This is a genomic window from Brachybacterium phenoliresistens (genome assembly GCF_039530785.1).
GTDB lineage: Bacteria > Actinomycetota > Actinomycetes > Actinomycetales > Dermabacteraceae > Brachybacterium > Brachybacterium phenoliresistens.
The window spans coordinates 193,828-207,136 of the sequence record NZ_BAAAOW010000006.1 but is presented as its reverse complement, the minus strand read 5'-3'; the positions used below and the strand labels follow the sequence as shown (position 1 = coordinate 207,136).

At 71.0% G+C, this 13,309-nt stretch carries 10 protein-coding genes; 3 read left to right on the top strand and 7 right to left on the bottom strand.

Going from position 1 to position 13,309, the window contains the following annotated elements:
• Nucleotides 1-16: 16 nt before the first annotated feature.
• The 5 genes from ABD234_RS13860 to ABD234_RS13840 all read right to left on the bottom strand — a co-directional run bounded on the left by ABD234_RS13860 (nt 17) and on the right by ABD234_RS13840 (nt 7,625).
• Nucleotides 17-1,351 (bottom strand): D-arabinono-1,4-lactone oxidase, encoded by a 1,335-nt coding sequence (locus ABD234_RS13860; RefSeq protein ID WP_344357300.1) that lies wholly within the window; start codon nt 1,349-1,351, stop codon nt 17-19.
• A gap of 1 nt (nt 1,352) precedes the next feature.
• Nucleotides 1,353-2,861 (bottom strand): L-arabinose isomerase, encoded by a 1,509-nt coding sequence (gene araA / locus ABD234_RS13855; RefSeq protein WP_344357297.1) that lies wholly within the window; start codon nt 2,859-2,861, stop codon nt 1,353-1,355.
• A 274-nt stretch (nt 2,862-3,135) separates the two neighbouring features.
• Nucleotides 3,136-5,022 (bottom strand): BCCT family transporter, encoded by a 1,887-nt coding sequence (locus ABD234_RS13850; protein WP_344357294.1) that lies wholly within the window; start codon nt 5,020-5,022, stop codon nt 3,136-3,138.
• A 213-nt stretch (nt 5,023-5,235) separates the two neighbouring features.
• Complete coding sequence (locus ABD234_RS13845; protein ID WP_344357291.1) at nt 5,236-5,982, bottom strand: L-ribulose-5-phosphate 4-epimerase; 747 nt, start codon at nt 5,980-5,982, stop codon at nt 5,236-5,238.
• A complete protein-coding gene (locus ABD234_RS13840; protein ID WP_344357288.1) occupies nt 5,979-7,625 on the bottom strand; it encodes a xylulokinase in 1,647 nt (548 codons plus the stop codon). Before ABD234_RS13840 ends, ABD234_RS13845 begins: the two co-directional genes overlap by 4 nt.
• 288 nt (nt 7,626-7,913) lie before the next feature.
• Between ABD234_RS13840 and ABD234_RS13835 the strand changes: the two genes are divergently transcribed.
• From ABD234_RS13835 to ABD234_RS13825, 3 genes are read left to right on the top strand one after another with little or no spacing between them, the layout of a single operon-like run.
• Nucleotides 7,914-9,266, top strand: a complete 1,353-nt coding sequence (locus ABD234_RS13835; protein ID WP_344357285.1) for an extracellular solute-binding protein — start codon at nt 7,914-7,916, stop codon at nt 9,264-9,266.
• 25 nt (nt 9,267-9,291) lie between these two features.
• The gene (locus ABD234_RS13830; protein WP_344357282.1) at nt 9,292-10,260 is read left to right on the top strand and encodes a carbohydrate ABC transporter permease; all 969 of its coding nucleotides are present in this window, start codon (nt 9,292-9,294) and stop codon (nt 10,258-10,260) included.
• Nucleotides 10,257-11,162, top strand: a complete 906-nt coding sequence (locus tag ABD234_RS13825; RefSeq protein ID WP_344357279.1) for a carbohydrate ABC transporter permease — start codon at nt 10,257-10,259, stop codon at nt 11,160-11,162. Before ABD234_RS13830 ends, ABD234_RS13825 begins: the two co-directional genes overlap by 4 nt.
• A 305-nt stretch (nt 11,163-11,467) precedes the next feature.
• Here the strand turns inward: ABD234_RS13825 and ABD234_RS13820 are convergent, their stop codons facing one another.
• Nucleotides 11,468-12,376, bottom strand: coding sequence for a carbohydrate ABC transporter permease (locus ABD234_RS13820; RefSeq protein ID WP_344357276.1), 909 nt, complete (start codon nt 12,374-12,376; stop codon nt 11,468-11,470).
• A 3-nt stretch (nt 12,377-12,379) separates the two neighbouring features.
• The gene (locus tag ABD234_RS13815; RefSeq protein ID WP_038373508.1) at nt 12,380-13,306 is read right to left on the bottom strand and encodes a carbohydrate ABC transporter permease; all 927 of its coding nucleotides are present in this window, start codon (nt 13,304-13,306) and stop codon (nt 12,380-12,382) included.
• Nucleotides 13,307-13,309 lie beyond the last annotated feature (3 nt).

The following is a 13,309-nucleotide window of genomic DNA, read 5'->3' as shown; positions in this document are numbered from 1 at the left end:
CGGCTCCGGCGGGCGCTCAGAAGAGGTACGTCTCCACGTACGCGTTGCGGAACGTCCCCTGCGGGTCCAGGCGCTCGGCGAGGGCCTGGAACTCCGCCAGGCGCGGGTAGCAGGCGCGGACCTCCTCGGGCGGCGTGGTGAAGACCTTGCCCCAGTGCGGCCGCGGCGAGAACGGGGCGAGCGCCGCCTCGATCTCCGGCAGCAGCGCCTCGACCTCGTCCGGCATCTGCTTCCACGTGAAGTGGACCAGCGCGCTGTCGCGGTCGTGGGCGGGGGAGAGCCACAGGTCATCGGCCGCGACCGTGCGCACCTCGGAGGCGTGCAGCAGCGGGCGGATCCGCTCGCCCAGCGGCATGACGGCCGCGAGGGCGTCGGCGATCTGCGCGCGCGGCACGTAGTACTCGCTCTGGATCTCCTCGCCGTTGGACGGCGTGAACTCGAGGCGGAAGTGCGGGAGGCGCTCGTGCGAGGGCCCGGGCGCCCCGGTCTGGTCGGTGCAGAAGTCGCCGGGCATGCCGGGCAGCGGGTGCATCGGACCGGAGGCCAGGCGCGCGCCGTGCCACACCTCCGGGAAGGGGGACTCCGGATCGGTCGGCAGCCCGGGGGACCCGGCGGCCTCCGCGGCGGCGGCGCGCTGGGCGGCGTCCCCGGCGAGGACGGCCTGCTTCGCCCAGATCTGCGCGCCCGTGCCGTCCCAGTGGTGGAAGATGCTCACGCTGTACGCGCCGGCGAGCACGGCGTCCAGCCCCGCGCCGCGCAGCTCCTCGGCCGGCAGGTCGAGGTAGACCCGCTGGCGCACGTCGAAGGCGGGGACCACGTCGAGGGTGAGGTGGGTGGCCACGCCGAGGGCGCCGAGGGCGAGCACGGCGCCGCCGAAGACCGCCTCGTCCCCCTCGCGGCTCAGCGAGACGATGTCCCCGCCGGCGGTGACGAGGTCGATCGCCCGCACCGAGGCGGCGAGGGCCTGGTTGCGGTCCCCGGAGCCGTGGGTGCCGGTGGCGCTGGCGCCGGCGACGGAGATGTGGGGGAGCGAGCCGGTGTTGGCCAGCGCCAGGCCGTGCCGGCCGAGCTCCAGGGCGAGGGTGCCGTAGCGGACGCCGGCGGCCACGCGCACGGTGCGGGCGGCGGAGTCGACCTCGATCTCCTCGGGCAGCCCCGCCAGGGTCACGAGGTCCGCGTCCGATGCCGCCACGCGCGAGAACGAGTGCCGGGTTCCCAGGGCGCGGATGCGCCCTGCGCGGGCGACCACCTGCTGCAGCTCCGCCACGGTGCGCGGGGCGTGCAGGGGGCCGGGGCCGTAGTCGACCGTCCCGGACCAGCTCAGGCCCGGGCGGGCATCGGACGCGGACATCTCAGAACCCCTGGGCCAGGCGGTGGAAGACCTGGTTGGTGCGCAGGTCCTGGGCGAAGCCGCGCACGGTGGTGCTCTCGTCGATGACGGCGAGCTCGATCCCGGCGATCTCCGCGAGGTCCTCGAAGACCTCCAGGCCCAGCGCCGTGGTCATCACGGTGTGGTGGGCGGCGCCGGCGGTCAGCCAGCACTCGGCGGAGGTCGCGAAGTCGGGGCGGGGCTCCCACACGGCGCAGGCCACGGGGAGGTTCGGCAGCTCCGCATCGGGCTCGACGACGTCGACGACGTTCGCGACCAGGCGGAAGCGCTCGCGCATGTCCGAGAGGGCCACGACCACGGCGGTGCCGGGGTCGGTGGTGAACTTCAGGCGCACCGGGTCCTCGCGGTCGCCGATGCCCAGCGGGTGGATCTCCAGGCTGGGCTTCTGCGTGGTGAGCGAGGGCGAGACCTCGAGCATGTGGGCGCCGAGGATCTTCTCGCCGCCGGGGGTCATGTCGTAGGTGTAGTCCTCCATGAGGGACGCGCCGCCGGGCAGGCCGTAGCCCATCACGGCCGCCGCGCGCACCAGGATGGCGGTCTTCCAGTCGCCCTCGGCGCCGAAGCCGTAGCCGTCGGCCATGAGGCGCTGGACCGCGAGGCCGGGCAGCTGCTTCAGGCCGCCGAGGTCCTCGAAGTTGGTGGTGAAGGCGCCGAAGCCGCCCTCCTCGAGGAAGGTGCGCAGGCCCAGCTCCTGGCGGGCGCCGTAGCGCAGGGACTCGTGGCGCTCCCCGCCCGCGCGCAGCTCGGGAGCGACCTCGTAGGTCTCCTCGTACTCGGCCACGAGGGCGTCGATCGCGGAGTCCTCGACGGCGTCGACCACGGCGACGAGGTCGTTGACGCCCCAGGTGTTCACGGAGACGCCCAGGCGCAGCTCGGCCTCGGTCTTGTCGCCCTCGGTGACGGCCACGTTGCGCATGTTGTCGCCGAAGCGGGCGAGCTTCAGGGAGTGCATCTCGGCCCAGCCGGTGGCGGCGCGGGCCCATCGGCCGATCTTCTCCTGCACGTGCGGGTGGCTCGCGTGGCCGACGACGGTCTTGCGCGCCACGCCGAGGCGGGAGGCGATGTACCCGAACTCGCGGTCGCCGTGGGCGGCCTGGTTGAGGTTCATGAAGTCCATGTCGATGCTGTCCCAGGGCAGCTCGACGTTGGCCTGGGTGTGCAGGTGCAGCAGCGGGGTCTGCAGGGCCTCCAGGCCCAGGATCCACATCTTCGCGGGGGAGAAGGTGTGCATCCAGGCGATGACGCCGACGCAGGCCGGGTCGGCGTTGGCGGCCAGCGCCACGTCGCGGATCGCGTCGCGGTCGGTGAGGACCGGCTTCCAGACGATCTTCACGGGGATGTCGGAGGCGGCGTCGAGCGTCTGCGCGATGGTCTGCGACTGCTCGGCGACCTGCTCGAGCGTCTCGGGGCCGTAGAGGCCCTGGCTGCCGGTGAGGAACCAGATTTCGCGGGTCTCGAAGGGGTTGTGCACGAGGGCTCCCTCGGTCGTGTCTGTACGGGGTCGGTGCGCCTCGGCCGTCGTCGGCGGGCACCACCCCAGTGTGAACGTTCACATCCTGGGCTGTCAAGACGCGCGCGACCCCCGGCCGCGCCGGAGGCGGGCCGGGGGCGGGCCGGGGGCGCGTCGGGGGAGCATCGGGCGCCCGGAGCGGCCTGCCCCGGGATGCACGGAAGGGGCCGGTCCTCGGACCGGCCCCTTCCCGGGGTGCGTGCCGCCGCCTGCGGCGCGGCGGCTCAGCGCATCGTCACTCCTGCGCGTCGCGGCGCGGGGCGGAGCCGCCCACGGCGCCGGAGCCCTCGCCCTTGGGGCGCTTGAAGGCGCCGCGGGTGCGGGAGAGGCGGTAGTCGATGCGATCGTCCACGAAGGTCTCCAGCTCGCTGCTCTCGGCGAAGCTCGAGGACAGCTCGCCGGTCAGATGCGAGGTCAGGGCCTCGAGCCGCTGCGTGCGCTCGTGCTGCTGGAGCACGGCGTGGTCCAGGCCCAGGGCCTTGACCAGAGCGATGCACATGAGGATCAGGATCACGCTGAAGGGCAGCGCCGTCACCAGCGAGCCGGCCTGCAGCGAGGTGAGCCCGCCGGACAGCAGCAGGGCGATCGCGAGGAAGCCCTCGAGGCAGGCCCACAGCACGCGGGACCAGATCGGCGGGTTCGGGTGGCCGCCGGAGGCGAGCATGTCCACTACCAGCGAGCCGGAGTCCGAGGAGGTGATGAAGAAGATCGTCACCAGCACGATGCCGAGGATCGACAGCAGGCCCGTCAGCGGGAAGTCCTCGAAGATGCGGAACATGGACTCCGGGGCGGTGATGTCGCCCAGGTCGCCGGCGCCGAACCACTGGCGGTACAGGCCGTTGCCGCCCCAGATCGAGAACCAGATCATGCCCACGAAGGAGGGCACCAGCAGCACGCCCGCGATGAACTCTCGCACGGTGCGGCCGCGGGAGATGCGCGCGATGAACACGCCCACGAAGGGCGCCCAGGCGATCCACCAGCCCCAGTAGAACAGGGTGTTCCCGGAGAACCACTCCTGGGCCTCGGGGGAGCGGTCGTAGGCGCCCACGTCCAGGGTGATGTGGAAAAAGTTCGTGAGGTACACGCCGAGGGCCTCGACGAAGTTCTGCATGAGGAAGACCGTCGGCCCGAAGATCAGCGCGACGATCATGAGCAGCCCGGCGAGGGAGAGGTTCGCGTTGGAGAGCCACTTGATGCCCACGCCGACGCCGCTGACCACGCTGAGCGTGGCCAGGAAGGTGATCACGACGATCAGCACGATGAGGAAGCCGTTGCTGGCCTCGCCGACCACGCCGATGGCGGACATGCCGGCCGCGATCTGCTGGACGCCCAGGCCCAGGGAGGTCGCGATGCCGAAGACGGTGCCGAAGATCGCCAGCACGTCGATCACGTCGCCGACCCAGCCCTTGACGCGCTCGCCGAAGATCGGCTCGAGGGCCCAGCGGATCGAGACGGGGCGGCCGCGGCGGTGGATCGCATAGGCCAGCGCCAGGCCGATGACGGCGTACGCCGCCCAGGGGTGCAGGCCCCAGTGCATGAAGGTCTGGGCCATGGCCAGGCCGGAGAGCTCGACGCCCTCGCCGTTCCAGCCGGGCTTCGCGTTGCCCGTGGTGTAGCCCAGCGGCTCGGCCACGCCGTAGAAGACCAGGCCGATGCCCATGCCGGCGGCGAACAGCATCGCGAACCACGAGAACAGGCCGAACTCCGGGGTGTCGTCGTCCCGGCCCAGCCGGATCCGGCCGTAGGAGGACAGCGCCAGCACGATGGCGAAGGCCACGAAGCCGCCGATGGCCAGCATGTAGTACCAGCCGAGGTCCGCGACGATCCAGCCCTGCAGGCCGGTCATGACCTTCGAGGAGGTCTCGGGGAAGAGCACGGAGAGCATCGCGACGGCGAGGATCACGATCAGCGCCGGCCAGAACACGGCCGGCGCGATGGTCCCGGCGCCGATGCGCGCGCCCTGCCGGCGCAGCTTCGCGGTGATCTCCTCGTCGGTGTCGTCCTCGGCGATCTGCATGGAGCGGGGGAGATGGACGGTCTCGGGGAGGTGCTCCGGCCAGGCGGTGGGGTCCGTGACGGCGGGACCTCCACCTCCGTTCTCGGCCGTGTCGGAGTCGGTCATGGCAGTCCCTTTCCCTGGCGTCACGTATGAAAGTCGTTTCCTCTACGGTGTCCAGCCTGTGCCGTACTCAGCGAGCTTTCAAGTTCCCGCCGTGATGTCGACCACACGGGAGCGCATCATGCCAGGTCACAGCGATGACGTGGAGGATCTGACATGAGAGCGCCCCGACATCTCCGGGGAGTTGACGGGGCGCTGGGTCCGTGCGGGGACGGCTCAGGCGTCCTCTCCCGCCGCCGCGGGCTGGCCGTAGACGTTCTGGTAGCGGTCGAAGAGCGCGTCGATCAGCTCGGGCGCGATGGGCAGCGGATCGCCCAGCTGGCGGGAGATGTGGACCGTGCGGGCCACCTCCTCGCACATGACCGCCGCCTTGACGGCGTCGCGGGCGTCGGAGCCGATGGTGAACGGGCCGTGGTTCTGCATGAGCACGGCGCGCGAGCGGGAGCCCTGCAGGGTCTCCACGATGCCGCGGCCGATGGAGTCGTCGCCGATGATCGCGAAGGGCCCCACGGGGATCGGCCCGCCGAACTCGTCGCCCATCATCGTCAGCACGCAGGGGATCTCCTCGCCGCGCGCGGCCCAGGCCGTCGCGTAGGTGGAGTGGGTGTGCACGACCCCGCCGACGTGGTCCATGTGCGCGTAGACGTATGCGTGGGCGGCCGTGTCGGAGCTGGGCTGGAGGTGCGCGGGGGTGCCGTCCTCGATCTTCTTCCCGTCCAGGGTGCACACGACCATGGCGTCGGGGGAGAGCGCGTCGTAGGAGACGCCGGAGGGCTTGATGACGAGCAGGCCCGGCACGTCCTCCTCGCCGTCGACGGCGGGGACGCGCTCGGAGACGTTGCCGGCGGTCCACACGACCAGCCCGTTGCGGGGCAGCTCGGCGTGCAGGTCGCTGACGCGGCGACGGGTCGCGGCCACGGCCTCCTGGACGCTGTCGGGCAGGTCGGACAGGACGATGGTCATCGGGTCTCCTTGTCGGGGATGAGGTCGCCGGCGAGCCGCTGCACGGGCAGCGCGGCGCGGTAGGCGTCGAGCCAGCGGGCGTAGCCCTCGGCGCCGACGGGATCGGGGGCGGCGGTCTGCGTGGAGCGATGCGCGAAGATCCGGGTGCGCAGGTGCTCGTCCAGGCTCGCGGTGGAGCCGGCCGCGCGCTCGGCGGTGTAGGCGGCCAGCAGGGCCATGCCCCAGGCGCCGCCCTCGCCGGCGGAGTCGTCCACGGCCACGGGGGTGCGCAGAGCATCGGCCAGGATCTGCTGGGCGACGCCCTTGGTGCTGAAGATCCCGCCGTGGGCGTAGAGGGTGTCCAGGCGGACCTTCTCCTCCTCGAGGAGGATCCGCATGCCCGTGGCGAGGGCGCCGAAGGCGCCGTACAGGTGGGCGCGCAGGAGGTTGGGGAGGGTGAAGCGCGCCTCCTGGGAGCGCACCAGCATCGGCCGGCCGGACTCGACGCCGGTCTGGTGCTCCCCGGAGAGGTAGTTGTAGCTGATCAGCCCGCCGGCATCGGCCTCGCCCTGGAGGGCCAGCTCGAATAGCGGCGCGTACAGCTCGCCCGGGTCCTTCGCGGCGCCGATGAGCGCGGAGAACTCCGCGAGCACCCGCAGCCAGGCATCGAGGTCGCCGGTGCAGTTGTTGGTGTGGATCATCGCGACCGGGTCGCCCGCGGGCGTGGTCACGAGGTCGACCTCCTCGCGCGGGGCGGAGAGCTCGCCCTCCAGCACGACCATCGCGAAGGCGCTCGTGCCCGCGCTGACGTTGCCGGTGCGCGGGGCGATCGCGGAGGTGGCGACCATGCCGGTGCCGGCGTCGCCCTCGGGGGCGGCCAGCACCGCGCCGGGACGCAGGGTCCCGCTCGGGTCCAGCAGGCGGGCGCCGTCCTCGGTGAGGGTGCCGGCGTCCTCGCCCGCCACGAGGATCTCGGGCAGGATCTCCGTCAGCGGGCGGCCGATGTCCTGCAGCTCGGGCAGCGCCTGGGCCTTCGCGAGGCGCTCGGCGTCCCAGCCGCGCCCGTCGGCCGAGATCGGGAACATGCCGGAGGCGTCGCCCACGCCCAGCACGCGCCGGCCGGAGAGGCGCTCGTGGACGTAGCCGGCCAGCGTGGTGAGGGCGGCGATGCGGGAGACGTGGTCCTCGCCGCCGCGGGCGGCGTGCAGCAGGTGCGCGATCGACCAGCGCAGGGGGATGTTGCGCCCCAGCAGCTCGGACAGGATCCCGGCCGCCTCGCCGGTGTAGGTGTTGCGCCAGGTGCGGAAGGGGGTGAGCAGCGCGCCCTCGGCGTCCAGGGCGAGGTAGCCGTGCATCATGGCGGAGACGCCGAGGCTGCGCACCTGGGCGAGCTCGGTGCCGTGCTCCTCGCGCACGCGCCGCGCGAGGTCGGCGTAGCAGGACTGCAGCCCCGCGTGGACGTCCTCGAGGGAGTAGGTCCAGCTGCCGTCCTCGAGGCGGTTCTCCCAGGCGTGGGAGCCGGTGGCCAGCACGGTGCCGGCGTCGTCCACCAGGGCGGCCTTGATGCGGGTCGAGCCGAGCTCGATGCCCAGGTGCGCCGCGCCGGAGCCGATGAGGGCGGCGGGGGAGGGGGCGTCGTGCGGGGCCACGTCGTCGTGTGTCATGGGGTCATCGAACCAGCCGGGCACCCCCGATGTCAACGTTCACATCGGGGTGCCCGAGGGCCTCGGCGCGCCAGGGCCGAGGAGCCGCGGATCACGACTCGGCAACGGTGCGGATCGAATCCGCTGGTCATGATGTCAACGTTCACATTCATGGCTGCCGGTTCTGCCTCGACGTGTTGACGCCATGTATGCAACGTTGTAAGTTCACTCCACGTATCGAGCCCATCGGGACTCCGGACCGCAGCGACCCGCTGTGCGCCCGGCCCCCACCACGAAGAGGTGGACAGGATGACGCACCTTTCTGCCGGCCCCAGCGCCGGACCGCCCCGATCCGCCGGCATCGACCGGCGGTCGCTGCTGCGAGGCGCAGGCGGCCTCGGAGCCCTCGGGGCCCTCGGGGCGCTCGCCGGCTGCGGCGGCGCCGCCGCCCGCCCCGCCGACGACATCGCCTTCTGGCACCTGCTCTCGGGGCCCGACGGCGTGACCATGAGCGAGCTGCTGGACGGCTACATGGCCACCGACGGCGCCGCCTCGGTGACCCCGACGGTCCTCGCCTGGGGATCGCCGTACTACACCAAGCTCGCGATGGCCTCCGCCGGCGGTCGCGCCCCGGATGTCGCCGTCATGCACGCCGCCCGCATCCCCGGCTACGCCCCGGGCGGCCTGCTGGACGAGTGGGACCTGGACCTGCTCGGCGAGTTCGGCGTGCGCCAGGAGGACTTCCCGGAGCTGATCTGGGACAAGATGATGGTCGACGGCAAGCTCCTGGACATCGCCCTGGACTCGCACCCCTTCGTCATGTACTACAACACGGAGATCGCCGAGGCCGCGGGCCAGCTGGGCACCGACGGGCTGCTGCTGCCCGTCTCCGGTCCGGACGAGTACCGCGAGCAGCTGCTGGCGCTGGGCGCGAAGGCCCCCAGCGGGTTCGGCCTCTCCTGGGGGTACCTGGGCGACGGCTCCAACCAGTGGCGCATGTTCTGCACGTACTACACCCAGCTCGGCGGCACCATCGAGCTGCCCGAGGGCGGGACGATGCAGTACCAGGAGGAGCTGGCGATCGAGGCGATCGAGTACATCCTCTCGCTGATCGACGGCGAGGTCGGCAACTCCTCGCACGACGGCGGCACCGCCATCTCCGAGTTCGCCACCGGCGGGAGCGGCGCCTTCTACGGCGGCGTGTGGGAGATCGGCAGCTACCGCAACGAGGGCGTCCCCTTCGACATGCAGGTCATCCCCGGCGTGCTGGGCAAGCCTGCCGCCTACGCGGACTCGCACTCCTTCGTGCTGCCGCACCAGAGCTCCCCGAACGAGGAGCGCCGGCGCAACGTCCACGCGATGGTCGCGTACATCCTGAAGAACTCGATCCAGTGGGCCAACGCCGGGCATATCCCGGCCTACAGCCCCGTGGTCCAGGACCCGGCCTATGCCGAGCTCGTCCCGCAGTCGCACTACGCCGAGGCCAGCGACTACCTGGTCTACGACCCGCCCGCGTGGTTCACCGGCTCCGGCAGCGACTTCCATACCTACTTCGGCAACGACATGCAGAACGTCTGGGCACGCCGCGCCGAACCGCTCGAGGGCTGGAACGCCTTCGTGGCCCGTATCGACGACCTGCTCGCCAAGCCGAGCCCGATGTGATCCAGCCCGTCGAAGGAGACGACCGATGACCACTGCTGACGGTCTCGCCGCACCGAGCGGCGCCCGCACCGGCTCCGTGCCGGCGGGGGACACCTCGCACCTGACCGAGGGGCGGCGCGCCCGGCGCCGCACCGACACCCTGCGCGGGTGGCTCTACTGCGCACCGTTCCTCATCGCCTTCGGGCTCTTCCTCATCTGGCCCACCATCTACGGGTTCTGGATGAGCTTCACCGGGACCAGCCTCGCCGGCACCAACACTCAGTTCGTCGGCCTGGACAACTGGGTCGAGGCCCTCGGCGACGCCAACGTGTGGACCTCGCTGGGCAACACCGTCTGGTTCACCCTGCTCTCGACCGTCCCGCTGGTCGTGGTCGCGCTCGTGCTCGCCGTGCTGGTGAACACCGGCCTGCCCGGCCAGTGGCTCTGGCGGCTCTCGTTCTTCCTGCCGTTCCTGCTGGCCTCGACCGTGGTCTCGCAGTTCTGGGTGTGGATGTACAACCCGCAGCTGGGACTGGTGAACACCTTCCTGGGCTGGTTCGGCATCACCGGTCCGACGTGGCTGCAGGACCCGAGCACCGCCATGGTCGCGGTCGTCATCACGACCGTGTGGTGGACCGTCGGCTTCAACTTCCTACTCTACCTCGCCGCGCTCCAGAACATCCCGGAGTCGCTGTACGAGGCGGCGTCCCTGGACGGCGCGGGCGCGTGGCGGAAGTTCCGCTCCATCACGCTGCCGCAGCTGGCCCCGACCACCGTGCTGGTGCTCGTGCTGCAGGTCCTCGCCTCCCTCAAGGTCTTCGACCAGATCTTCCAGATGACCGGCGGCGGCCCCGGCGGCTCCACGCGCCCCGTGCTGCTGTACATCTACGAGGTCGGCTTCACCGGCTACCGCCTCGGGTACGCCTCGGCCATCTCCTACATCTTCTTCTTCCTGATCATCATCATCTCCATCGTGTACATGGTGATCGCGTCCCGACGGAGCGTGAAGGCATGACCGCAGCGACCCCGACCCTGTCCCGTCCCGGCCCGGCGGCCCCCGCCGGCGCCTCGTCCCTCGGCCGTCGCAGGAAGAAGATCCCGCCGGCGCGCATCATCGCCTTCGTCATCCTCGTGGTGCTGGCCTTCGCCTGGCTCGTCCCGGTGCTGTGGGCGGTGCTCACCTCGCTGAAGACGGAGGCCGAGGCCGCGGCGATGCCCGTGTCGATCTTCCCCGAGAGCGGCTTCACGCTCGCCTCCTACATCGAGGTCCTCAGCGCCGGCCGCGTGCCGCGCTGGGCCTGGAACAGCCTGTTCACCTCGGCGATGGTCACCCTGATCACCGTGATCATCTCGTCCCTGGCGGGCTACGCCCTCTCGCGGATGCGGTTCACGGGCCGGAAGATGATCATCTCGCTGATCCTGGCCTCGATCATGATCCCGGGCCAGATCCTCATCGTCCCGCTGTTCCAGCTCATGCTCTCGCTGAACCTCGTGGACACCTACTGGGGCATCATCCTCCCGCAGGTGGTCGCGGCCCCGATGGTCTTCATCCTCATGAAGTTCTTCGACCAGATCCCCTACGAGCTCGAGGAGGCCGCCCTCATGGACGGTGCGAGCCGGTTCCGGATCCTCATGAGCATCATCCTGCCGCTGTCGCGGCCGATCCTCGGTGCGGTCTCGATCTTCGTGTTCATCGGCGCCTGGAACAACTTCCTCTGGCCGTTCATCGTGGTCAACGACGCGAACCTGATGACGCTGCCGACGGGTCTGCAGACCGTCATCAGCGCCTACGGCATCCAGTACGCGCAGAACATGGCCCAGGCCGTGCTCGCCGCGCTGCCCCTGATCGTGGTGTTCCTGTTCTTCCAGCGCCAGATCATCAAGGGCATCTCCACCACCGGCATCGCCGGCACCTGAGCCGCCCGGCCGATGTCTCCCGGCCCCTGCCCGCCCGCCGCGCCGACCGCGCGACGGGCGGGCAGTGCCGTGTGGGCCGACGAGTGCCGGATTCCGAGCCCGGATCGGCCCCTCTGCGGCTCGCCACCCGGCACTCGGCGAGCCGATGTCTCCCGGCCCCTGCCCGCCCGCCGCGCCGACCGCGCGACGGGCGGGCAGTGCCGTGTGGGCCGACGAGTGCCGGATTCCGAGCCAGGATCGGCACCTCTGCGGCTCGCCATCCGGCACTCGCCGGCTCGCCACCCGGCGCCCGCCGGCTCGCCGGGTCAGCCCTTCAGGCCGGTGCCGGTCACGCCCTCGACGATCTGGCGCTGGAAGACGAGGTACAGGGCGACCAGCGGCAGGGCGGCGAGGATGGCCCCGGCCTGGATGTCGGCGTAGCGCTGCCCGAAGGAGCCCTGCACCGTGGCGAGGCCGACGGGGATCGTCATGAGATCCGGGTTGGAGATGACGAACAGCGGGAGCATGAGGTTGTTCCACACGCCCACGAAGGTCAGCACCGCGACGGCGGCGATCACCGGCCGTGACAGTGGCATGATGACGCGCCAGTAGATCTTCCACAGGCCGGCGCCGTCGATGCGGGCGGCCTCCTCGAGCTCCCGGGGGATCCCGTCGAAGAACTGCTTGAAGATGAAGACCGCGATCACCGCCGGCACCTGCGGGAAGATCACCGCCCAGTAGGTGTTCAGCAGGTTCATCCAGCCGAGCATCTGGAAGGTCGGCACCACGAGGACCTGGCCGGGGATCATGATGCCCAGCAGGATCAGCAGCATCACGGCGTTGCGGCCGCGGAAGACCAGCCGCGAGAGCGCGAAGGCGCACATGGAGGCCAGCAGCAGCGTGAGCACCGTGGTGAGGATCGAGGTGATGGCGCTGGCGAGGTACCAGTTCCAGATGTCCCCGGCGCCCAGCAGCGTGGCGTAGGAGTAGAACGTCGGGCTCCAGTCCTGGAGGATCTCCGCCGCGCCGAGAGCCGCGGTGCCGTTGTCGGACAGCGAGGTCTTCAGGGCGAACAGGCTCGGCACCAGCCAGAGGACGGCGAAGACCGCCAGCACGATCGCGGAGACGATGCGGAAGGTGCTCCCGCTGGAGGAGCCGGGCCGGGCCGGGCGCTGCGCCGGGGCGGCGGCGCTGATCGCGCCCTTCATGCCGGAGGGGGGTGCGGTGGCGGACATGTCTCAGACCTCCCCGGCGCGCCGGGACGCCATGGACTCGGCCACCTGCCGGATCACGGCGATGGCGACGATGATGAAGAACAGCAGCACCGAGGCGGCCGAGGCCGCGCCGATCCGGTTGTCGGTGAACGCGGTGTCGGTGATGAGCTGCAGCGAGACGCGGGTGGAGATGCCGGGCCCGCCGGCGGTCATGAGGAAGACCTGGTCGAAGATCTTCAGGCTGGCGATGATCTGCAGCAGGATCACGAGCGTCGTGGTGCGGTTCAGCAGCGGCAAGGTGATGCGCAGGATCTGCTGTCCCGGGGAGGCGCCGTCGACGGCGGCGGCCTCGTACAGCTCCCGCGGGATGTCCTGCAGGCCCGCGAGGTAGAGCACGAAGTTGAAGCCGATGGTCCACCACACCGTCGCGATCGCGATGCCGATCATCGCGGTGCGGGGGTCGGTGAGCATGCCGGCGGCCGGGGTCGGCCCCAGCAGGTCCTGCACGGAGGCCCACAGGCCGGTGCCCGGGGTGAAGATGAAGACCCAGATCAGGGAGATCGTCGCCGAGGGCAGGATGAACGGCAGGAAGAAGGCGAGGCGGAAGAACCACTGCCCGCTGCGCAGGCGGTTGGTGAGGACCGCCAGGACGAACGCGAGGATCACCAGCGGCGGGACCGTGTAGAGCGTGAACTGGAGGGTGTGCCACAGCGAGGACCAGAAATCGGACCTGCTGAACATCTCGGTGTAGTTGTCCAGTCCGGCGAAGCTGCCCAGGCCCGCGCGCACCGTGGAGGTGTGGAAGAAGCTGGCGATGAACATCCAGATCGTCGGCCAGAGCAGGAAGGCGAGGTAGAACAGGCCGAAGGGGGCCAGGAACAGCCAGGGACCCCGGCCGGAGCCTCGGCGTGACGTTCCCGCGGCGGTCCGCGGTGCAGCGGCGACGGTCATCTC